The organism is Congregibacter brevis (genome assembly GCF_045689245.1).
Lineage (GTDB): Bacteria > Pseudomonadota > Gammaproteobacteria > Pseudomonadales > Halieaceae > Congregibacter > Congregibacter brevis.
Map to the genome: position 1 here is coordinate 2,508,242 of NZ_CP136865.1, position 18,441 is coordinate 2,526,682.

Consider the following 18,441-nt stretch of genomic DNA (forward strand, 5'->3'; position numbering starts at 1 on the left):
TTGGCTCCAAGCGGCGTTAACTTGGAACCAAGGTTAAATCGACAGGACGGGCAGACAGTAAGTGTCCGCCCGTGTTTCTTACTCCGGGGTTTCTTTGAGGTATTTTCTAACCGTGGAGGAGTCTACGTTAAGGTCTCCTGCAATTATCGACGCGATGTTGTTCTCGGATTTACCGCTATCTAGTAGCTCCGCTCGTCGCCCATGGGCGAATCGGACGCGGGATAAACGAGCAGCCCCGCGTACTTCGCCGGTCCGTTTTCCGCCTTTAGATTTACCGGGCGGGCTGAGACGGCTCTCCAAGCTTTTGAGCTCCCCAATGATGAGTGATTCGCGTCTGAGGCTGTCCAAGTAACCGATGAGCTCCATCGCGTATTCGCCATATCCGGAGCCACGGTCTATCTCGGTCCGTGCAGCTTCGATTACCTCTGGCACCGATTCGTGAACAATCTCGCGGCTGTTGAAAAACTCTACAAGTCCATTAAGTCGAACGTCCGGTCGGCTTTGGTGCTCAAGTTCCAGTATTTCCTCGCGTGTAACGCTCATGCGACAGCCCCCTCGGGCTTACCCGCCCACCAATCGTAATCGTCGGGGATGCCTTTCTCCATGTAGTTGTGGCACGTCCTGGCAACGTCCGAGACGTCGATCCCGAAGGGCATAGGAACGATGCGATGCCGCCGCCCATAGTCCTCGAGGATCCGCTGGTCGGCTGCCGGATCAAGCCCCTTTACCAGGGCCTCAAACATCTCCAACGCGTGGCGCTTTTCTTCGATGTACTTCTCGAGCTGGTAATGCGCCCGCGATACGCCACTTTGCGCGTGGCTTTGGAGTTTATCCAAGACAAGCTCGTCGACCTTGTAGGGGCCGTTCTTGAGGAGCAGACTCGTTACAGTCGCCCGTATAGCACCCGCCGTGAATCGGCCACGCTGGAGCTCTCCAGCGGCCTCCATCGCGTCGCAGATCTGTGTAACGTTGTTGCGGATATAGTCCGGGCCGATCGGCGTATCGCCCCCATCCTTACTAAATACGTATTCGCCGCAGGAGATCTCTGCAAGCTCGTCGAGTAACGGCCGACTGACCGGCACCAGGTGGGGGCGCTCGATAGTCCCGCGGCCCTTCGCATCATAAATAAGGATCGTTAGCTCCTCGTGGTCGATCTCGTCCCAGCGGGCCTTGCGGAGCTGCTCCTGGCGCTGCCCGCCAGTGAGTAAGTGCGCGGTGAGTATCTCGCGGCGAGGCGACTCGAGCGCGTTCACGCGTTGCCAGTAAGCACGGACCTCACTCTCGCTGAGAGACCGGCCGCGCTTTTTGGAGGACCCGTCGACCTTTCGGATCGACTGCGCGGGGTTGGTGTCGAGATGCCAGAAGTCGCGCCAGTGGTTCCGTTGCTTCGGGTTAGCCCGTGCTCCCAGGGCGGTACGGTACGCCGTTGAAATATAACTTCGAACTTTGTCCCCCTGGTCTAGGCGCCCAGCGTCTACCTCCGCGCTTACGATGTCGGAGACATCGTCCAGGTCGACCAGGTGGGCCTGTTTCTTCCACAGTCGCGGGAACCTGCTCTTAACGCAGCGCTCGAGCGCCTTTTGGACCTTCGGCGCTGACGGAGCACCACGACGCGCCAGGCTGGCGCCGTACGCCCCCAGGAGATCGCCGAGGGTAGGGAGCTTGCGTTCGGCTCCAGGTGCCGCCGTTTGCGCCGAGCGTGGCCGTGGATCTTTTCCGGCGGCAATCCGCGCTGTTATGAGGGTGGCCTCGGCAACGTACTGCTCGGCGGTTCGCGGTACCCCGTTCTCGTCTTGATCCGGTATGCGGACGCGGACCTGCTCGCCCGGCCGCAGCTCGGCGCCCGCAGAGAGTCGCTTAGGTGCCCGACGGTAGAAGTAAACGGTTTGCTTGCCCGTGTGAGAGACGGAGAGATAAAGCCCGGTTGGCTCTATTGCTGGATACTTGACCGAGCCAGCCGTCGGGACTTTAGCGTTTGCCAGTAACGTGCGGTTGAACGCGTACTTTTTAGCCATTGCGGGCTCCAGTATTTAGTAGCAGGATTGTAGCAGAATCGCTCAAACGACGTAAAACCAAGCGACTACTAACAGGTCCGAATATACTGGTTTTGTAGGTTTATTCTAAAATAATGAATAGTTATTAGGGTTGGCGGCGGGCGACTTAAAATCTCCCGACTATTGCAGTCGTGCCGGTTCGATTCCGGCCTCGGGCACCAAAAGTTGATATAAATCAATAGCTTGCGATATTTATACCACTATCCCTATAAAAAACCCTAAATAAGGTCGCCGATTTTTACAGGCGTGCGCCCGTGGTTCCACAAGCCCCATTCGTGCACCCCAGGGGCTGGCCGTAGGATGCTGATCGTCATCAGTAGCGACAGATCAGTACACCACCGGCGGGGATCGTGGGGAACGTCAGGAGCGGTCAGCTTACGGCGGCTTTCGACTCACTACGGTCTTTAGAGGGAGTACATTCCAGCCTTGTTTCACCCTAAAGGCGTGTCTTCTTACACCTCAAAGCGGTCGACCGGTGAAGGTCAAGTTACGTGTTTTTTGGAACTGCTTTCGGCCGATTGCAGAAATGCCGCTAACAACGTACTTTTCCGACCGTAATCTTCACTACCAACCGAAAGAGCTGAAGAGGAGTTGTCCTTTTGCCCTCCACCAGAGTGGAAGTAACGCTGATTCATGGCACTTGGCCCTATGGCTTGTTCTCTTGGCGAAAGTTGTTTCGTAGGAATCCCGCAGGTTGGCATCAGCTAGACTCCAACGTGACTTCGTCTATCGATGAGAAGCTTAGGTCTCATGGTATTGACGCAACGTTCAGCAGTATTAAGTGGTCGGGAAGAAACTCATTTCTCGCGAGATTTAGAGCCTCGCTCGCATTACGTAAACTGATTGCAAAGGTAAAGCGGGATGACCCTAGCTTACCGCATTTTCTTGTTGCACACAGTCACGGCGGCAATGTGGCTATGCAGGCGTTGCGAAAAATCAGCGATGGCAAACGTCCTGTTGGCTTGGTGACGATTGCAACACCATTTATTGTTCTCGATCGAAGAAGCGCTTCCGATTTTGATAGGTTCATCTTTGGTTGCTTCAAAGCGTTTGGCGTCTTTGCGTTTTACGCTCTTGGCGTGTTTTTTTTGGTAGCAGGGTTTGCGGGACTTGTCTCTTTGAACGTCTGGCTGTCCCTCGCTGGCCTTATTTCATGTTGGCTTGGTTCAAGTATTGTATTTGACTCTGACTCGATGTCAGATCGCTGGTTAAGAAAAACGATATATGCCTCTAATTCAAAGGCAGGCAATCGGCTAGTGGATGCGAGTGAGTCAAAATCGATAAACCCAACTTCTATTCTAGTTCTAAGGGCGGTGGCGGACGAGGCGTCAATCGTACTTGGAGCCGCCTCAATGTTACAGCTACTGGAAAATTTCATAAGAAGATTGATAGCTCTGCCCTATGATGTGTTCGAATGGGTAGTCAAGGAGGCAGCGAGCAAGCCTTGGACTGTCAAAAGCGAAGGTTTAGATAGTTGGGCTCTCTGGGTGCGCTGGATCTCGACGTGTGGAGGTGTCGTTACTCTTTTAGCATTCCTGCTTTATTCAACAGGCGTTACCGTTTTGGATCACTTCCTTGGCCCAGACGATGCAGCCCGAGCCATTTCGGCTTTTGACGTAATCTTCGGGGCCGTGGTTTTTTACGGTATTGCATGGATAACACTGAGCCTTGTGCAGGCGTTTGCCCAAACAGCATTTGGCATGGAATACCTAAGCGTGGCTTGGAGAGTAGAAATTCACGCTGAGCCGCTTCCTGATGTTGATGATCCAGAATTTCAACTCGTGGCAATACAGGGTAAAAGTCTACGACATTCAATTCAACATACTGCCGAGGCGCATGAGAAGATCGCGGACTGGATTGCAAAAAAATGCATCTCATCCAGCACGCTTCGGATGCGAGCTTCTTCCTGAGCCCGAACTCTCTAATGCTCAGTTATTCTGTAAAGAGAAAGCGGGGATATGGGAGTGGCTTACTCTCGATCCTGCGTAGGAATCTGTCGCGAGTCGGTCGTGGAAGCCGAGCTACCAGATCCCTTCCGTCGGATAAGGGCGCAAAGCGGACTTCGCTCCAATTTGATCCTAATGTCTCGGAGTAGGCGAAGGCGGTCTTTAGCTACTATAGCCTTCCCGCGCTGAACCATCCCGAGCTAATGACCATAGCTGGCACAAAGCCGCCGTTAGCTTTGCCAGTATTGCTGGTGCAGAAGAGCTATTCACAACTTTATCAGCTTCGCTAGCGTCGGCATTCTCAACTTCGGTCAAGAATCGAATTGTGGAGAAGCTGAGCGAGATTGCGCTGCTGGTGTTCGATGACTTGGAGCGGGCCGACGTAGAGAAGAACATCGCGCTAGGCTGGATTCATCGCAGGACTGAGATGAGCGGTGGCCGAGCTGTTGGGATTTCGACTGAGGGTGCTAAGTCGGAGTGACGGAGCTCAGTGTTACAGCGTGTGCTCCCGTGTTTCCGCCGCTGGCTCCATGCGTGCAGAAGCCGTGAGTGCTTCTGGGCGCGCCAATTTCCGAAGTTTTCGGTGCAATGGGTTACCAGTGATGGCGACGGCAAGTCCACATCACGTCCAAAATTCCTCCTCGGTGTTTCACGATTCTCCAGATATGAGCTTGCTGAGTCTCAGTCAACGATCAGTTTCTTTCCGTTGTGGTATTGCCCATAAAGACGGTTAACTTCATCGCGAAATTCTGAACGAAGTCCGAAGAGTGCTGACTCGCCGTCAAAGAATTTTTTAATGTCTTCAACAAAGTGTCGATTTTTAAGGGCTGACGAAACTCCTCGGGAATAGTAGTCGGTCCAGAGTCCTTTCAACGACTTGTCCTCCACATGAGTCACTAGCCACTCGTCAAACACCACGTACCAATAGAGCCTTATCGATCGCTTCTCTTCTTCGGAGGGCACCCAAGCTTCCGGCGTGTTCACCCCCAAAGGTAGTTTTTGCTGTATTGCTCGCACATCGGATTGAAAGCGCGAATGAATATCTGCCCTCTTGATATTTGTTGTGAGCTTGAAGCTCAAATAGCTGACGAGGAGAGCGAAGAGCGCGGCTACGGCACTGAAGGTTGCCGCGACGCTGGCCAAGAAGTTTTGTTTAAACAGAAGTTCCACCAGTTCTTCAGACATTTATACCCCAGTCTTTTCAAGTAAATGGACGTCGTCAAGTCTGTATCAGATAGTAGTTCGAATTCAAGTTTAGTGGCCTGCCATACGCCACACAGTGAGGGCTTGGGTTGGGAGACCTAAATGCCTAAAGCGTCCGAGCTGTTCTTCGACGGCACATTCGTTGGTTTCCGGCCCCCTCTCATCGCATCCAGATTGGTTTTTGCCGAGGACTTCAGTTGAGGTGTATCTGAGACCAATGGAAAGATGTTTGCGTTGGAGCAGCTGATGACTTAAGGATCAGGGCTCTTCAGGCTGTTGTGTTTCTCCGGCCTCAAATAGAGGATGTGCCGGCGACGACGTTCGCGAGAGGTATGCGATACTCGATCGAGGGCTATGAATCGGCGTTGAACGTTTTTGCGTGCGACGTTTGCTTCAAAGACAAAGACTGTCCATCTTTGAGGGCTCGGGCTCGCCAAGTGCAGTGCATTGTCGCTTGTGATACAAACCGCTTGCCGGATAGTAATTCCGATTGCAGAGGCCTGTGGCTCTTCCTAACAGATTCGGAGATCATTGAATGACTCAAATTAAGGCTGTTTGTTTGGCTCGAACCGGCGCCGTTATTATAGCTTCGGCTGTCTTGGCCGCCTGTAGCTCGCTGCCTGAAGTGACTGCTTCTTACTATCTCCCTCAGGTGCAGCTCGCGCTTTCGGTAACGCAGACAGCGTCATGCAGCTCCACCAATGTCCCCTACGTGGTTACCAGCGCAAAACTCACACCGATTTACCGCGCCGATCTCGGCCACCAATATGCCATTGATATCGGCGTCCTAGATGCTTGGTACAGCTCTGGCACAGCTACTCTCAAGCTCCACGATGATGGCAGGCTGAAATCTATCAATGCGGAGCAAGAAGGGGGCGGAGGTACGCTTGTTCAAAGCCTGGTCGATGTGCTTCAAGCAGCGGGTTTGAGCAATAAAATGAAGCGAGGGGGGCGTGAGGTTGATGACCCCATCGTGATAACTGCGTGCCAAGAACTCGCCACAATGCTCTCTGGCGGCCAGAAGTCACTCACCATTGTTCATTACGGTACAACTGACGTTGCCAGCAATAGAGCATCATTTGGACTACAGCAGGATCGACTCTCTCCCGACCAGTATGCAAAGGTGGCGCCGATTTTTGGAGACGTTGGAGTCGATATCGACGCCACGAAGACTGTAACTGTGCCTCATCGCTATAGAGAGACATCGATGCACGACGCGTTGGCCGCTAACGTTTTGGCTGCTTCATTGGGTGCCGAGAATCCAAACATGGTGATTCTTCGCGAGCCCACACGAGCCGAAGTTACATTTGTTGTAAATCGACGTGTAGGTCAGTGGACCGACATAGCTGAGGTTGACATACCTCAGCATGGGGTGCTGTACGCTCTTCCTATCAAGTCAGCACCAGTTTTTGGAAAGAATGTCTTTGAGCTGACGCTTTCCGATTCTGGGCGAGTATCGTCTTTAAAGTATTCTGGTGGAGGGGCCGGTTCATCCGTTGCGGCGGGTTTTACCCCTGTACTTGAAGCACTAGGTTCGAAAACGACATCCGAGCAGGCTGCGGAGGTCAAAGCGGAGGCAGACCTGATCTATCAGCAACAGCGGCTGGTTGTTTGTTTGGCTAAACCAGATGAGTGTCCTGGCTAGGTGCCTTGCAGTTGGGCAACAATCAAGGAGTCGTCACTCTCAGAGTCTGAGGCACATCGACTGAGCAGTGATGGCTGCATCCTATTGGCCTTAAAAAGTTTGTCGGGAGATAAATGAAACGCCGCTATGAGCGTTGGCAGCATGACTATAGGCAGCGTCGGTACATGAAGAATCTCACTGATGAGGCAGTAAAAGACCGGACGAGACATGTCTTTAACAACGCTAGTGAAGTCACCGCCGAGGGGAGGGTTTCGCTTCGGAATCCGAGTGTGGATGACGGTTTTTGGCTTAGACGTTGGACCGAAGTGCTCGAGGAGCTGCGAATACGGAATATAGGGATTGATACTGTAGGAGTTCGTCGGTCAGGGTTTCCATCTCCGAACAATCATTACGTAGCAAGTGCGGTTGAAACCTTTGGGTCGGACTGGCGAATGCCTGAAGGCAGCATATTAAAATTGGGTAGCCGTGAGTTTCTGCGACCGGCCTTCACTGACGGCATATTCCGGGTCGCGCCAGCATCCACCTACCGAGACCCATCACTGAATGCTGCGATCCTAGACAATGAGCTAGATTTTGCTTATCAAATGTTCGGCGATGAGGTGGAGATAACTCTTCCAAATGGAAGAAAGACGAAGCCGATAGGTGATGTTGAATGGCGTGTCCAAGGGCTGACTAATTACTATGTACAGTGCTTTGCGGGCGCATACAGTCCCCGATTGTTCGCAGATTTTAAGTATGATTCGGCTATCCTTATTGAGGATACTGACGCTTTTTTTTCTCTTCTGAGTTCAGCAGTAGATCGAAAGCTGGGAGAGCAAGGGTTTACCTATCTGGTTACTCCTGTTGAGTATGTTGATCCCTTGGCGAACGTAGAAAAAGATCTTTTGATCCCAGTAATAAAGCACTTCAAGTATGCTTATCAGTCTGAGATTCGCGCTCTTTGGGTACCCGATTCGCCGACAATGGAGCTCGAAGCCTTGACGGTAGAGCTCGGTGATATGTCAGAATACGCGAAGTATTTCTCTCTAGCCGAGGACCTAAAATGACGGGCTTGTTCTCCACTCGAGGTGTGTCTCCCCAAACAAGAAAGCCTGTTTTCTTGAGTTTCGATTACCAGGTGGATGTGATGCGAGTTAGCCAAATCCGTCAGATTGGTGCGCTTGAGGATAAGCCGTTGCTTTCTCCGAACGAGTGGGAAAAAGTTCAAAGAGGTGGCGATACAGCGGTCGAGCAATGGATCGATACTCAAATGAAATACAAGAGTTGTGTGATTGTGCTTATTGGCCGTCGCACAGCTGAACGACGTTGGGTCGAGCACGAGATTGTAAAAGCTTGGAATGAAAAGCGAGGGTTGTTTGGAATCCACATCAATGCTTTGAACTGTCCTCGGACTGGCGTGTGTTCACAAGGGGCTAATCCCTTTGCAAATGTTCGCCTAAACATCACGAACGAGCCTCTCGATAAATTTGTGCCTGTCTACACCCCCGATCCGTACGCACCACTGCGTGACATACAGCTCAACATCAACTCGTGGATCGACCGTGCGGTCGAAGAGAAGGCAAGCAGATGACGGGTTATGACAAAGTCGCCCATCTTCAAATGATTCAAGGGGTGATAAGCCGGCTTGCTGCTAACTCTTTCCAGTTTAAGGCGTGGTGCATCGCTATTGTTTCAGCGCTTGTTGCCACCGCGTGGGCTATAGAGAATTCAAACCTTTGCTTACTCGCTTCCGCTCCTGTGCTCTCCTTTTTGTGGCTGGACGCCCGGTACCTACGTGATGAGCGGAGGTTTAGAAAGCTCTACTCGCTTGTCGCTGAGGAAAAGGTTGAGATGGACTATGATATGAATCCATCCCTAGTAGACTCGACTAAATCCACGATTGATTCTGCAGTGTTTTCACCTGTTGTGCTTGGATTTTATGGGCCTGTTCTTATGATGCTTGGCTGCTTGTTTCTCCTTGCCCCTTATTAACGTACTAGAAATTTGTCACCCAGTTTTTCTTTGCAGGATGTTGTCTCGCTCGACGACGCTTTAGCGTTTGATTTGTAATGCTCTGCTCGTGTTGCTCTACAGTTTGCTTTGCCGGAGTGCGGTTTTTTGTGGTTATCCGACGCTCAAGAGAGCTCCATACAGGGTTGAGAGCCTTCATCACCGCAAACGCATAGACACGGCAATCCAGTGCCTCATTCCTTGCGCGTGTTTTGATCCACTCCCTGCGGGGATAGCCTTTGTGAAAGCGAGTGACAACTTTCTCAGCGGTTAGCTGGAGGAAATATTCTTCTTGATAGGACTCTGGAAAATGGCAATAACTTGGCCCGGGCTCTGATACTCGCAGCCGTGCGAATGTAATCCCTTTAGCGTCATCTACCCCCACTTGGTAGAGGTCGACGTTTCGCGCTTTAGCTCCAGCTTTACGCCGTGAGACATTAATTACGGGCCGTCCTGACCCTGCAACACCTTTCAGCGCAAAGACACGCCTGTGAGCCCTTTTTCTGCAGTAGTCGTAGACAATCTGTGTATGGTGCCCACCAGTATCTATACCGGTTGCCGCGACGTTTAACGTGCCACCACTTTCATGTGCCCAATTTTGCTCAAGCAGCATATCTAAATCCCGCCAAACATCAGGTAACGCGGGGTCGCCAGGTATGACACCGTTTTGAATGCCCCAGCTTTCCTCGCCATGACCCCACGCGACTACCTCGTATTCGAGTCGGTCTCCCTGCACGTCAACTCCAGCGGTAAGAACAAGGCCGCCTGCTGGAACGTCGGTGACGTAAGATTCTCGGCGATTCATGATCCCTAATTGGTCAACGCCCTCAGCTTCTTCCTCCCAACTTTCGCCCAGTGAAGTGTTCACCCATGTCTTCATCGTCTCAGGATTGCCCTTGGCCTCTAGAAAGCCTCTCACGAGCTTTTCTAAGGGTACCCACGGAGAGTACATCTCATTAAGGTGAAATCCTGCTCGTGTATTAGAGGAGGCTGTAGCGCGCCATACACCGCGTCTGATGGCACCGAGGCGCTGACCGTCGTCCCATAACGAAGAGCATTGCTCACAACAATAGCGAGCTGTGTCAGGTAGGGCCTGCCCTTCACTGTCCTTCAGCCACTCGACCTGACTCCATTGGAAGTGCTGCATATGGCCGCAGTCGGGGCAGGGGACGAAGTAGCGTCGCTGGTCAGATAGCTCAAACTCTCGCTCAATGCGAGACACTCCTTTGGTCGTGGGAGTACTCGTGAGAATCACTTTCCGATTCCAAAACGTCGTGGTTCGCTTTCTGGCAAGGTTAACGGGGTCACCCTCGGCACCGGCAGACGCGGGATAACGATCCACCTCGTCGCACAACACTATGCGTATGGGGCGCGAGGCCAGACTGGCGGGTGAGTTAGCTCCCGCCATGGTTATGTGCCCGCCAGGGAAGACCTTGTGCCTTAGCGTGTTGCCGCTGGACCTTCGGTTACTGACTTCAATCTTGTTTGCGAGTTCTGGTGTGTCTCTCACCATCGGAGCCAATCGGTCCTTGGACCAGGTCTGGGCCATCTCCAGCGTTGGTTGCAACAGAAGCATTGGCGCAGGGTCTTGCGCGATGTGATACCCAACAATGTTGTTCAGGAGCTCCGTAGCGCCTACCTGAGCTGACTTCATGAACACAATGGTTTCAATGCCAGGTTCGGTGACAGCATCCATGATGCCGCGTTGGTACTCCGCACGGGCCGTATGCCATTGCCCAGGCTCTGCGCTGGCTTCACTCGACAGTTGTCGATACGAATCAGCCCATTCACTAACAAGTAGCCTAGGCGGCGGCTTGATCGCTCGTATCGTCTCGTGGATGAACAGCATATTGATTGTGTAGCTCTTCCAGCGCTTCGCAGATCACGGAATTCAGCTCTGTTTCAATGTCGTTTACGTCACTAAGCGCTATGAGGATCGTGGACATCTTCGGAGGTATGTTGAGCAGCTTTGCTCGAAAGTTAGCGTGTACTTGGGTCACTTCTTTAACGACGTCCTCTCGTTCAAGTAAGGCTCCTTTGCGAACCTCCTCGTCGAACCCTGCCAAATTTGCCTGGTGATGAGCCAGTCGTGCTCGTTCTTCGGTAAGGTCGTGTTTGTCGTTGTCCACCAAGTAGAGCAGGGGCAACACATCTATTGATTGATAGCAGATGGCACCCTTAGGTCCTTTTTCTTGCGGCTGGTCGGCAAGAACCTTTCTGATTCGGCGTCGATCGATGCCTGTAATGTTGTTGAGCTCAGTGATTGAAAGCAGCATCAGTGTGGTTCACCTTAAGGGGGTCATATATGGCCAAATATTGCGCTCCACGCCACCCTTCCGGTAGAACGCTAGGAAGGACCCGTTCTTTCTGTTGGAAAGACGTGAGCATTTCGAAGATCTGTTCTCTGATATGTGCGGGCATTACTTTGGAAACTTCTTCGCCAGTACAAAGCGCATGGCGTCCAGCAGCTGTGATTGGAAAACGTTAGTGGCCTCAGGGACGATGGTCCCGCGCAAGGTATCAAAGGTCTGCGACACTGAAGGGCCGTAGAAGATTTTCAGTTTCCCTTCGCGAGTGCCTACCGTTGCGCGTCGACCTGCAATAGCAAGTGCGCGGCTGTTGGGTAAGATCATGTAGAACGGCTTGCCTCGAATTTCGCCAGGCTCACCTTTGACGAGCTGACTTGCCCCCTTCGGCTTTACCTTTACGCGAATGCCGTTGGGTGGATTAAGGGGTGGCTTAAACCAACTGACCTTGTCGCCATTGATCTGATTGTTCGTGCTGAACCGCGTTAACAAAATGCCTCGAGAATTAGCTGAGATCCGGCCAGATAGGTTAGACCTCGAGGCTCTTGTGAAGGAGAGCCTGCCGTTAACATAGCTCGCCTTTAGCCTTAGTTCGCCCCGTATCTCCCTTGATGCCAGCGTCTTGACCTTCGGTCCGGTTTTATTGATACCGATACGAATCGCATCTTCTGTCTGACCTCCAACAAACTCAAAGTAGCTTATCGCCTCACTGAGCTGCTGTTGGTCGACTTCTACCCCGTAGCTAACGAATGGCATTCGCAGTCTCCTTGTCCGTAAGATTAGCGATGTAGGTTTTCTTACTGAAGGATCTCCACTCGGGCGTCATTAGAACGGTTAACGTTCTCGATAGATCGCCAAGCGTTGCTCCCAGATTGAGGGCATCAACCTCCGCTTGCATTACTAGAGTTGCAAGATCACCTTGAGCTTTGGATACAGCGCGCTTGGTTGAGCTCTCTCGAATGATTGGATGTGCAGCAGACGCACTCAATATTGAGTCCTTCAACGTTTTTGATACTTCGTCAATCGCAGCGACTGTATGAAGCTCTATGTGTCTAGCTACAGCGTCATCGACTTTTCTAAGCTGGACTGGATCTGAATCCGAACGAGCTATGAACTCCTCCAGCGCACTCTCTGCCTCAAGGGCCATTCTCTTGAGCTCGCCCACTCGGCTGAGGTCGACCGATGACTGACTCACTGTGTAATCGAGAAGTACGCCGACTTCGATTAGGTGCTGGTACACCTCAAGCGGGTGCGCACTCATCGATCTGCTCCCAGCAAAAGGTTGTATCCCTCTGCATTTACACGTACCTGAATAGATTCAAGCAGTTCAAACATGATTGCTTCCAAGTGGGGCTGCAATCCTGCTCCGTCGACTTGAATCAAGCTTCCGCCATTTCGGAATGCATCAGCCCTAGCGTTTGCCTCACGTATTTGCGCGTCAGTAAGTCGCTTTTGAGTCTTTGCCGCTTCGCGCTGTAAATCGGCTTGTTCCTCAATCTGATCGCGAATATCAAACTTGTCGAACTTCGAGATATTGTCGTCGCCGAGGAGGCCGGAGAGGTCTGTGATTGACTGGCTTGTTGAGTCAATCGTTACGCCAATAGAGTCAAAGGCAGAGCTTATTTTTGTTGCGTCTGCTTGTATCTGTGCAGTCGCAATCGCCGCGCTCGTTTCAATGAGTGCGAGTTTTTCATCCAATGAAATCTTCTCGGTCTCTTCAATTAGTTTACTGACGGAGGAAGCCGCGGTGTCTGTCGATTCGGCTATCAATCCCCAGTCAGCGTCTAGGTCGTTAAGGATAGGGGCAGAGTCGGCAATCTCATAAAGGCCCGTCGCGAAATTGAACGTCAACTCACCGCTTTTCTCGATCTGTTCGTTCAGGCTGCGCAGTTCCTGATCTAGAGAAGCTACCTCTGGGTCTGACAGCAGCGTGACCGCTTGTATTGCTTCACGTGCCTTTTCGTTGACGCCGGTTAACTCAAGCGCCCAGTCAGCAAGCTTGCTTGATAGCGTCTCGCCTGTAGTGATGCGGGATATTTCGTTAGCAAGCGTACCGATACCAACGCCAGCGGCAGCAGCACCAAACCCCTTGATCGCTGGACTGGCGGCTGTGAATGCAGCACTCAACCCGGTGACACTAGACAAAAGGTTTTTGCCTTGATTGGCTCCGATGAGAACAAGCGCCAGTGAACCTAGTGCATCCGTGACTCCGCTCAATGCACCGGCGACGATGTTTAGCTGGGTGAGCTTGCCGAACGCAACCCCCAGGTCGTTTAGTCCCTCGCTTCCCTCTGTGGCTTTCTCAGCCAGTTCTGCGATTAGTGTAGCCACGCCCTCAAAAGAGCTAATGATGCCGCCAGAGAACTGTGAAAGGCCGTTGAACGCATTAGCAATGAACTCTATAGCGCGAGCTAGATCGTTTGCATCGGTTAAATCCAGTTCACCGAACAGGCCACTGACAGCCTCCTGAATCGTCGTTAATCCTTCTGTGATGCCTGAGATGTCCGCTTGCGCCAACGCAGCAGGTAATGCCTCAGCAACACCACTTAATATGTCTTCTAGTCGTCCGAATTCTGATTCTATGAATGTCACTATCGACGATAGCTCGCCTTCCGTGAATGACGCTCCAAGGGTGTTGAACACGCTGCCAAGGGCATCCGAGAAGCCACCTAGGTCATCCAGCAATGGAGTTCCTATGGCTACCCCTAACGCTTCGAAGGAAGAGCCTAAGCGCCCACCGATCTGTTCAAGTGTTGCGGCAAGCTTTTCGTACGCGGCCTCTGTCGCGCCTCCTGCGTTTTGCAGTTCAGCAAGGTTGTTCGCAAACTTACCTGCGGCCAATCCTGTCAGTGGGAAAACAGCTCTCAGAGCTTCAACTCTCGGAAAGAGTTTAGCCATGATCTCTTCATTGCCGCCCGTAGCCTCAAAGACCTTTTGCAATGTGCCCTGTAAACCATCAGCCTGGAGCGCTTGTGCAGAGAATTCGATTCCGAGTCGTTCGGCCTCATTTGCGGCGGCTGCGGAGGGCTTCAGGAGCGCAGAGAGCACGGCATTAATCTGAGTAACAGCTTGCGCAGTGGGCGTCCCAGACGCCGTCAAAGCAGCGAGAGCGGCCAAAACCTCTTCAAAAGGAACCCCCAGTGTTGCAGCAGTGCCGGTAACAGCCTGCAAGCTGGCGTTAAGCTCTGGCAGTGTTGTTTGCCCTAGTCGGACGGTCGTAAAAAGCGCATCCGAGAAGCGAGCAGCTTCGTCCGTGCTCAAGCCGTACGCATTCAGTGACGAAACCAAGAGAGTGAGTGTAGCGTCTAACTCGCCTTTACCAGCGATAGAAAGCTGCTCGGCGATCCGCACGGCCTCGAGTGAATCTGTGTAATCCACGCCCGCCGATATAGCGGCGTAAACGGATCTATTTACCTGCTCCAGAGATGAGCTGCTGCTGGATCCATAGTCTAGTATCTCTTGTCGAAAGTCCTGCAATGCGCTGATCGGTTCATCAATCAGCGTAGCAATCTCGCGAAATCCAGAATCAAAGTCTTCGGCTGCCTTGACGGCAAACGCAGTAACAGCCGCACCAGTAGCAAGCAGGGCGGCCTCATACTTAAGCGCTGCTGCCGACGCGTCTGCGAAAGGCTGAGTCGCCGATTCAATACCGTTCGATATGTTCCGTGTATTTAATATGGTGCTTTTGACTGCAGCACCTGTCTTGTCGACACCATTGAAGATTATGTCGATTGTCCGTTGGGCGTCACTCATTTGAGTACTCCAGTTGTTTGGTTTGGCCTTGTGGACACGTCTGGTTTCAATGTTGGAAGCGCGATGCGTCGTCCGGATTACTTAGGTGATGATAGGTCGGAACATTGGTGTGACGCACCGCAATTGCGGTCGATACTTCAGACTTTTAGTTGATCTCTTGCGATAGCCAAAGCTTTCTGCAGGTTTCTCTCTCCAGCCCCGCGCAGTGTTGGATAGCCATCACAAATTCTGGCGATGAGCGCTGTGTCCTTCGGGTACTCTTCAAGTAGTAAACTTCTAAGCACAGCGACTATAGATGCCCAAGATTTTTCAGTGAGTGTGTTTCTCCGTGTTGATGAGGCAAGTGCCTCTAGATCCTCTGCCTTAATGCAAGCGACGGTGCGATATTGGAAAAGGCTGCGTAGTAGGTTAGTAGGCTTGAGAACGGCGTTCGTCTGAGAAACTGGTGGCGAGGGAGCTTTAATGCGCATCTCGACCTCCACAATCTCAATCGCGCCCGATTCTTTCAGTTGCAAAAAGAAGTCTGTACTTACCTGATATCTGAGGCGCGCGGTCAGCCAAGAGGCTGCGTCGTCGATGGGCACTAAGTCAGGCAGCATTGCGATAGAACTCCACCAAGGCAGCAAAGCTATCGTCGATTTCTATACCCAACGGCTTGGCACAAGCTATGTGCAATCCTGACTGCATCTCTGTATCCGAGACAAAGTCGTCGTGGCAGATGGCGCACACCCGTGATGGTCCCAGCCTTGCCAGAAGCCTTGGCATAGAATGCTCTTCATCCAGCGTCAGGATCTTCGCGGCTTCCTCGACACAAACTTGTGGTACAGATTTGGTTGCGCACAGATACGCTGGTGCTAGATCGTCATCGACAACTGCCCATTCTTCCCCGTGAATGATAAATCCTTCATCGATCTGGTTCTCTGATACAAACTGGAACCTTGGGCCCGGGTAGTCCACAACTCTTCTGGTGTGAGCACCCTGGTTCTCTGGGTGAAACTCCAGCGAGAAGATGACGTTTTCGGACAAGCTGTACATCAAGGAAAACACCCGCGGTGCATCCACCGAGTTGCGGTATCGCAGTGCATCCTTGGTTAGTGATTCACAGATATTCTGCAACCAGTGGGCTTCGATGGCGTAGCGGCTGACGGGTGAAGTGATGCCAATGGGAGCAAGGGACAGATCACGCGTGCTGCGAGGAGTGTTCTCTTCGCAAAACACTCTTAGATGCTCAGCGAAGCGTGGGTGATCAGAAGGAGTTAGTAGCTCAGGTAAATCATTCACTGTCGTCGGCCTTTAGGTGAATAAGGATACCTACGTCGGGATTTTCTTGCTTTGCTGTATCGTTCAATCCGGCTGCTACTTTATCGACCAGGGCACGGATAGCAGAGAAAACAGCACTGTACTCATCAGCTTGTAGCTGATCGAAGTTCTCACCCATGTCAGCGAGAATCGCAAGTTCATTACAGATCACGTTGGTGGTTGCCACTTCGTTTTTAGCATCGGTCATTGCTTCGTTTCCTCCTGCTCTTTTTTACCCACCTCGATTGCCTCCAGACGTGCCGACACTTTTTCGCTCATTAAGCGAATCGATGCGAAGACCGCGCTATGCTCATGCGGGCCCAGTTGGTCGAAGTGCTCACCCATATAGGCAAGGATCTCAATATCAGCGCAGATTAAACCCAGCGTTGCCGCCTCTTTTTGAATATCAGTCATTGTTTTTCCTCGTTGACTCAGCCGCTTTCGCGACATCTCTAGTCAGGTTGTTGATCAGGTCTTCGGTTAGCTGTTGTGCCGTGAAGGCGGTGGAGCTTGCGCCCTCCAGCAATGCTTCAAGCTCTGATTCGTTGTCAGTCTTTGACGCAATGTGAATCAGCTTTTCAGTCCGGCCAATTAGCTCTTCGATGCGTCGGGCGTAATTAAGTGATTCTTCGTTACGTGTGCAGATCATTTCGCCACCTCATCTCTCTTTTGGAAGTCATCGAGTATCTTTTCCATATCACTTACTAAGACGCTGCATGCTACAAACGCACTGCCTACGCCAGGGTCAGAAGTCTCGCTACCCAAGATTGCGATGCCTTTTAGGCCCTCCAAGCGAACGTGCATTTCGTCGATAAAATCTAGTTTGTCACTGGTCACCGTTTGTTCCTCTTTGGTTTGTAATCGAGGTTGCTTAACCTCTCGTTCGTTACCTTTGTTGCACTCCCAAACACGCCACCCCACGGTTTCCAGTCGTAAGGTTCTGTGCCTTCCATTGCTGAGGCTTTCTGAATCGGCCCGAGAGTCACGCCAGTGTTTTCCACTACATCCACAGATCGCCGAAAGGTGTCAGTCCAGCGGGTACCGTCTTTGGCAATGCGGGTTTCCTTTCGATACAAGAATTGGCCTTCGGTGAGTTTTGATGCCATATCCCCTTTCTCCCTCTTACTGATAAAGACTTCTAAGTTAGTAGGTCGATTTCGACGTTTTTCGTGTCGGATATTTCCGGTCTTTCGGATAGGTGCGGAACGTCGTTCCGGTCTTGGAGTCATTGGGTCACCTCTGGAACGCGTAGCTGATAGCTGTGATTGAAGCCTGGGCCTTGCGATCGACGATGAGTTGAACGGCTAAACCAGTTCTGTGCTTCCAGCTCCTTGAGCACGGCTCTGACACGGCGGTCAGTTATCCCAGCGCGCACGGCTATCTGCCCCTGTGTTGGATAGGCTTTGAGGCTTTGTGTGTCGGCGTAGGATGCTAGCGACAATAAGGTCAGCTTGTGGATCGAAGGCAGCGGCCAGCGCCACACGGCAGCCTGTAGACGGCTCAAAGGAGATGCTTCGCCTCCTCGGTACTGGTAGGCACTGGCGACAATCAGCGCAATCTCAGGTGGCTGTAGAGGCGGCTGACAGCGCTCTGTATTAGCCTCTTCAATACGGCAGCGGACTAGAGACTCCGGATCACCTCGCTTGAACAGCAGTCGGGCAATGTCAAAGAGAGTTTGATTGCGCTTGCCCTCGGGTATCGCGCCACCGTCATCAGAAAACTTTGTCTGCATGGCGTTCTGACCATTCATAGCCTCACGCCATGACTCAGGCAGTTCTGCTATGTCGTGATTGTTGCCCCATTCATACAGCACACCTGTTTCGGGGTGAACACTCGGCGGGATAGCGACACAGCGCTTCTCAGCCTGGAAGTCGATACCGTCAAAAGGCTTGCGGGACTCTGCGCCTTCATAACACTTAAAGTAGAAGTGAAGGCCACCGCCGCCAGTCACCACCGTGCGTGTTTCAGGTAGCGCTCCGATTGTTTCTTGCAGCTCGTAAAGACTCAGATCGCCGCCGTTGCGAGGGTCAATATCAATAACGACTACGCCGGAATCGTTACCCGTGACCATGCCTACATTCTGGCCTTTCTGGAGCCACTGACGGGCCGTATCAGCGCGATAGAGCTTCGCCTCTGTCCAGGCCTTCTTAACAGGCCGCTTGCCCTTGAGCGGTATCAGGCGCGCCCCAGCATCGACAAGCTCGTCTAGACCATCACAGTATTTGATTGGCAGCACTTCACCCATC

General features: G+C 52.2%; 22 protein-coding genes. 6 read left to right on the top strand and 16 right to left on the bottom strand.

Going from position 1 to position 18,441, the window contains the following annotated elements:
- Window positions 1–78 precede the first annotated feature (78 nt).
- A complete protein-coding gene (locus tag R0137_RS11060) occupies window positions 79–543 on the bottom strand; it encodes a hypothetical protein (protein WP_407326472.1) in 465 nt (154 codons plus the stop codon).
- A complete protein-coding gene (locus tag R0137_RS11065; protein ID WP_407326473.1) occupies window positions 540–2,015 on the bottom strand; it encodes a tyrosine-type recombinase/integrase in 1,476 nt (491 codons plus the stop codon). The genes R0137_RS11060 and R0137_RS11065 overlap by 4 nt, the downstream gene beginning before the upstream one ends.
- 638 nt (window positions 2,016–2,653) lie before the next feature.
- On the opposite strand from R0137_RS11065, the gene R0137_RS11070 reads away from it, so the two are divergent.
- Window positions 2,654–3,964 carry a hypothetical protein gene (locus R0137_RS11070; RefSeq protein WP_407326474.1) on the top strand — a complete coding sequence of 437 codons (1,311 nt, stop codon included), beginning with the start codon at window positions 2,654–2,656 and terminating at the stop codon, window positions 3,962–3,964.
- Window positions 3,965–4,325: 361 nt separating this feature from the next.
- A complete protein-coding gene (locus tag R0137_RS11075; protein ID WP_407326475.1) occupies window positions 4,326–4,481 on the top strand; it encodes a hypothetical protein in 156 nt (51 codons plus the stop codon).
- A gap of 200 nt (window positions 4,482–4,681) precedes the next feature.
- On the opposite strand, the gene R0137_RS11080 is transcribed toward R0137_RS11075, so the two are convergent.
- A complete protein-coding gene (locus R0137_RS11080) occupies window positions 4,682–5,185 on the bottom strand; it encodes a hypothetical protein (RefSeq protein ID WP_407326476.1) in 504 nt (167 codons plus the stop codon).
- A 553-nt stretch (window positions 5,186–5,738) separates the two neighbouring features.
- Here R0137_RS11080 and R0137_RS11085 point away from each other — a divergent pair.
- The 4 genes from R0137_RS11085 (at window position 5,739) to R0137_RS11100 (ending at window position 8,819) form a co-directional block, all read left to right on the top strand.
- Window positions 5,739–6,848, top strand: a complete 1,110-nt coding sequence (locus tag R0137_RS11085) for a hypothetical protein (protein WP_407326477.1) — start codon at window positions 5,739–5,741, stop codon at window positions 6,846–6,848.
- A 113-nt stretch (window positions 6,849–6,961) separates the two neighbouring features.
- On the top strand, window positions 6,962–7,894 hold the full coding sequence (locus R0137_RS11090) for a hypothetical protein (protein ID WP_407326478.1): 933 nt from the start codon (window positions 6,962–6,964) through the stop codon (window positions 7,892–7,894).
- Window positions 7,891–8,418, top strand: a complete 528-nt coding sequence (locus R0137_RS11095; RefSeq protein ID WP_407326479.1) for a TIR domain-containing protein — start codon at window positions 7,891–7,893, stop codon at window positions 8,416–8,418. The genes R0137_RS11090 and R0137_RS11095 overlap by 4 nt, the downstream gene beginning before the upstream one ends.
- Window positions 8,415–8,819: a hypothetical protein gene (locus tag R0137_RS11100; RefSeq protein WP_407326480.1), complete on the top strand. Its 405-nt coding sequence runs from the start codon at window positions 8,415–8,417 to the stop codon at window positions 8,817–8,819. The genes R0137_RS11095 and R0137_RS11100 overlap by 4 nt, the downstream gene beginning before the upstream one ends.
- Before the next feature lie 4 nt (window positions 8,820–8,823).
- Here R0137_RS11100 and R0137_RS11105 read toward each other — a convergent pair whose 3' ends face one another.
- The 13 genes from R0137_RS11105 to R0137_RS11165 all read right to left on the bottom strand — a co-directional run bounded on the left by R0137_RS11105 (window position 8,824) and on the right by R0137_RS11165 (window position 18,440).
- Window positions 8,824–10,686, bottom strand: a complete 1,863-nt coding sequence (locus R0137_RS11105) for a phage terminase large subunit family protein (RefSeq protein WP_407326481.1) — start codon at window positions 10,684–10,686, stop codon at window positions 8,824–8,826.
- Window positions 10,640–11,113 carry a hypothetical protein gene (locus tag R0137_RS11110; protein ID WP_407326482.1) on the bottom strand — a complete coding sequence of 158 codons (474 nt, stop codon included), beginning with the start codon at window positions 11,111–11,113 and terminating at the stop codon, window positions 10,640–10,642. Before R0137_RS11110 ends, R0137_RS11105 begins: the two co-directional genes overlap by 47 nt.
- Before the next feature lie 144 nt (window positions 11,114–11,257).
- On the bottom strand, window positions 11,258–11,899 hold the full coding sequence (locus R0137_RS11115; RefSeq protein ID WP_407326483.1) for a hypothetical protein: 642 nt from the start codon (window positions 11,897–11,899) through the stop codon (window positions 11,258–11,260).
- The gene (locus R0137_RS11120) at window positions 11,886–12,404 is read right to left on the bottom strand and encodes a hypothetical protein (RefSeq protein WP_407326484.1); all 519 of its coding nucleotides are present in this window, start codon (window positions 12,402–12,404) and stop codon (window positions 11,886–11,888) included. The genes R0137_RS11115 and R0137_RS11120 overlap by 14 nt, the downstream gene beginning before the upstream one ends.
- Entirely contained in the window at window positions 12,401–14,896 is a 2,496-nt protein-coding gene (locus tag R0137_RS11125; RefSeq protein ID WP_407326485.1) for a phage tail tape measure protein, read from the bottom strand. The genes R0137_RS11120 and R0137_RS11125 overlap by 4 nt, the downstream gene beginning before the upstream one ends.
- 137 nt (window positions 14,897–15,033) lie before the next feature.
- Complete coding sequence (locus tag R0137_RS11130) at window positions 15,034–15,495, bottom strand: hypothetical protein (protein ID WP_407326486.1); 462 nt, start codon at window positions 15,493–15,495, stop codon at window positions 15,034–15,036.
- On the bottom strand, window positions 15,485–16,177 hold the full coding sequence (locus tag R0137_RS11135) for a hypothetical protein (protein WP_407326487.1): 693 nt from the start codon (window positions 16,175–16,177) through the stop codon (window positions 15,485–15,487). The genes R0137_RS11130 and R0137_RS11135 overlap by 11 nt, the downstream gene beginning before the upstream one ends.
- The gene (locus R0137_RS11140; RefSeq protein ID WP_407326488.1) at window positions 16,170–16,403 is read right to left on the bottom strand and encodes a hypothetical protein; all 234 of its coding nucleotides are present in this window, start codon (window positions 16,401–16,403) and stop codon (window positions 16,170–16,172) included. The genes R0137_RS11135 and R0137_RS11140 overlap by 8 nt, the downstream gene beginning before the upstream one ends.
- Window positions 16,400–16,609: a hypothetical protein gene (locus tag R0137_RS11145; protein ID WP_407326489.1), complete on the bottom strand. Its 210-nt coding sequence runs from the start codon at window positions 16,607–16,609 to the stop codon at window positions 16,400–16,402. The genes R0137_RS11140 and R0137_RS11145 overlap by 4 nt, the downstream gene beginning before the upstream one ends.
- Window positions 16,602–16,844, bottom strand: coding sequence for a hypothetical protein (locus R0137_RS11150; RefSeq protein ID WP_407326490.1), 243 nt, complete (start codon window positions 16,842–16,844; stop codon window positions 16,602–16,604). Before R0137_RS11150 ends, R0137_RS11145 begins: the two co-directional genes overlap by 8 nt.
- Window positions 16,841–17,032 (bottom strand): hypothetical protein, encoded by a 192-nt coding sequence (locus R0137_RS11155; RefSeq protein ID WP_407326491.1) that lies wholly within the window; start codon window positions 17,030–17,032, stop codon window positions 16,841–16,843. The genes R0137_RS11150 and R0137_RS11155 overlap by 4 nt, the downstream gene beginning before the upstream one ends.
- Window positions 17,029–17,301: a hypothetical protein gene (locus R0137_RS11160; protein ID WP_407326492.1), complete on the bottom strand. Its 273-nt coding sequence runs from the start codon at window positions 17,299–17,301 to the stop codon at window positions 17,029–17,031. Before R0137_RS11160 ends, R0137_RS11155 begins: the two co-directional genes overlap by 4 nt.
- A 119-nt stretch (window positions 17,302–17,420) precedes the next feature.
- Window positions 17,421–18,440 carry a bifunctional DNA primase/polymerase gene (locus R0137_RS11165; protein ID WP_407326493.1) on the bottom strand — a complete coding sequence of 340 codons (1,020 nt, stop codon included), beginning with the start codon at window positions 18,438–18,440 and terminating at the stop codon, window positions 17,421–17,423.
- Window position 18,441: the final 1 nt, after the last annotated feature.

Excerpts from the sequence above, each read along its gene's own strand:
- R0137_RS11115 (WP_407326483.1), bottom strand. The coding sequence starts at position 11,899 with ATGCCATTCGTTAGCTACGGGGTAGAAGTCGACCAACAGCAGCTCAGT.
- R0137_RS11120 (WP_407326484.1), bottom strand. The coding sequence starts at position 12,404 with ATGAGTGCGCACCCGCTTGAGGTGTACCAGCACCTAATCGAAGTCGGC.
- R0137_RS11090 (WP_407326478.1), top strand. The coding sequence starts at position 6,962 with ATGAAACGCCGCTATGAGCGTTGGCAGCATGACTATAGGCAGCGTCGG.
- R0137_RS11130 (WP_407326486.1), bottom strand. The coding sequence starts at position 15,495 with ATGCTGCCTGACTTAGTGCCCATCGACGACGCAGCCTCTTGGCTGACC.
- R0137_RS11105 (WP_407326481.1), bottom strand. The coding sequence starts at position 10,686 with ATGCTGTTCATCCACGAGACGATACGAGCGATCAAGCCGCCGCCTAGG.
- R0137_RS11150 (WP_407326490.1), bottom strand. The coding sequence starts at position 16,844 with ATGATCTGCACACGTAACGAAGAATCACTTAATTACGCCCGACGCATC.
- R0137_RS11140 (WP_407326488.1), bottom strand. The coding sequence starts at position 16,403 with ATGACCGATGCTAAAAACGAAGTGGCAACCACCAACGTGATCTGTAAT.
- R0137_RS11085 (WP_407326477.1), top strand. The coding sequence starts at position 5,739 with ATGACTCAAATTAAGGCTGTTTGTTTGGCTCGAACCGGCGCCGTTATT.
- R0137_RS11165 (WP_407326493.1), bottom strand. The coding sequence starts at position 18,440 with ATGGGTGAAGTGCTGCCAATCAAATACTGTGATGGTCTAGACGAGCTT.
- R0137_RS11065 (WP_407326473.1), bottom strand. The coding sequence starts at position 2,015 with ATGGCTAAAAAGTACGCGTTCAACCGCACGTTACTGGCAAACGCTAAA.
- R0137_RS11095 (WP_407326479.1), top strand. The coding sequence starts at position 7,891 with ATGACGGGCTTGTTCTCCACTCGAGGTGTGTCTCCCCAAACAAGAAAG.
- R0137_RS11110 (WP_407326482.1), bottom strand. The coding sequence starts at position 11,113 with ATGCTGCTTTCAATCACTGAGCTCAACAACATTACAGGCATCGATCGA.
- R0137_RS11145 (WP_407326489.1), bottom strand. The coding sequence starts at position 16,609 with ATGACTGATATTCAAAAAGAGGCGGCAACGCTGGGTTTAATCTGCGCT.
- R0137_RS11125 (WP_407326485.1), bottom strand. The coding sequence starts at position 14,896 with ATGAGTGACGCCCAACGGACAATCGACATAATCTTCAATGGTGTCGAC.
- R0137_RS11160 (WP_407326492.1), bottom strand. The coding sequence starts at position 17,301 with ATGGCATCAAAACTCACCGAAGGCCAATTCTTGTATCGAAAGGAAACC.
- R0137_RS11100 (WP_407326480.1), top strand. The coding sequence starts at position 8,415 with ATGACGGGTTATGACAAAGTCGCCCATCTTCAAATGATTCAAGGGGTG.
- R0137_RS11080 (WP_407326476.1), bottom strand. The coding sequence starts at position 5,185 with ATGTCTGAAGAACTGGTGGAACTTCTGTTTAAACAAAACTTCTTGGCC.
- R0137_RS11060 (WP_407326472.1), bottom strand. The coding sequence starts at position 543 with ATGAGCGTTACACGCGAGGAAATACTGGAACTTGAGCACCAAAGCCGA.